Origin of the sequence: Ochrobactrum soli (assembly GCF_003664555.1) — a bacterium.
Classification (GTDB): Bacteria; Pseudomonadota; Alphaproteobacteria; order Rhizobiales; family Rhizobiaceae; genus Brucella; species Brucella teleogrylli.
In genome coordinates this window covers 1-1516 of sequence record NZ_RCHH01000048.1, presented here as the reverse complement: position 1 = coordinate 1516, position 1516 = coordinate 1, and the positions used below count along the sequence as shown (strand labels likewise).

Sequence of the window (1516 nt, the reverse complement as noted above, 5' to 3'; positions counted from 1 at the left end):
CGGAACATCACTTCCACATGCTTCGCATCCGTGCGCCGACATCAATGCGGACATTGCGCGCGCTGGCTTCGCTGGCGGTTGCTGCTACTTTTGGCCAGTTGGTCGTCTCAAATAAATGAAGGAGTGTGGCGGGGATGAATCGCGTTCGCGAAGCATATACATGCCGGTCGCCCTTCGCATTTTGCCCATAGGTAAAAAAACGTTGCGGTGTAATGAGAGCAAGATTGTCGCGGGCCCGTGTCATGCCGACATAAAGCAAGCGGCGTTCCTCTTCCAGCTCGGCCGTCGTTCCCGCCCCCAGATCAGAGGGCATACAGCCGTCAACGACGTTGAGCATGTAAACGGAGCGCCATTCCTGACCTTTGGCGGAATGAATGGTGGAAAGGATGAGATAGTCCTCATCAAGAAGCGGCACGCCAGCCTGATCGCTCGTTGCATCCGGTGGATCAAGCGTAAGCTCGGTGAGAAAGCGTTCACGGTTCGGATAGCCGTTGGCGATCTGTTCGAGCTGAACCAGATCCGCCTTGCGTGTATCGTGGTCTTCATGAAGACGTTCAAGATGGGGCTCGTACCAGACGCGCGCCAGGCCGATTTCTCCTGGCCAACCGCCTTCGGCTTTTCGAAGGCTGGAGAGGAGATCAATAAAAGCTGGCCAGTCGTCCCCACTTCTTGGCGGTGGCGGAATTTCTGCAAGCGACTGCAAAGGTTCCGGGTCCAGGGCAATGGTGTCAAGAATCTTGCCAGCCGTTTGCGGGCCAACGCCGGGTAGCATCTGCAAAAGGCGGAAGCCCGCAACACGGTCGCGCGGATTCTGCGCAAACCTCAATGTAGCGAGCAGGTCTTTCACATGCGCACTGTCGAGGAATTTCAGTCCGCCGAATTTCACGAAGGGGATGTTGCGACGGGTAAGTTCGACTTCCAAAGCGCCACTATGGCTCGACGTGCGAAACAGCACCGCCTGCTGTTTGAGCCTGACGCCCACCTCACGGTTCGCCAGGACCTGCTCGACAATATAGTTTGCCTGATCGCTCTCGTCCCGAACCGTTACAAGCATGGGCCGTTGCTCCGATTGACGATCAGTCCAGAGGTTCTTGGTAAACCGTTCGCGGGCGAGACTGATCACTCCATTCGCGGCAGCAAGGATGGGCTGTGTTGAACGATAATTGCGATCGAGTGTGATGACGTCGGCTGGCTTTGGAGAAAATTCCTTGGGAAAGTCGAGGATGTTGTGAATGGTTGCTGCGCGGAAGGAATAGATCGACTGCGCATCATCACCAACAACCGTCAGACCATGCCCGCTCGGTTTCAGCGCCAACAGGATCGATGCCTGAAGACGGTTTGTGTCCTGATATTCATCAACCAGAACATGGTCGAAACGATGACCGACATCCTCGGCAAGCGCGGCATCCGACATCATCTGCGCCCAGTAAAGCAAGAGATCATCATAATCGAGCACATTTTGATGCTGTTTGGCGTCCACATAGGCGGCAAAGAGCTGTTTCAACTGCTCTTCCCA

The 1516-nt window shown here is 55.4% G+C and carries 1 protein-coding gene; it reads right to left on the bottom strand.

Going from position 1 to position 1516, the window contains the following annotated elements:
* Positions 1-7 precede the first annotated feature (7 nt).
* Positions 8-1516 (bottom strand): ATP-dependent helicase (locus D8666_RS23920; protein WP_147438038.1); only part of this gene is annotated, 1509 nt, incomplete at its 5' end.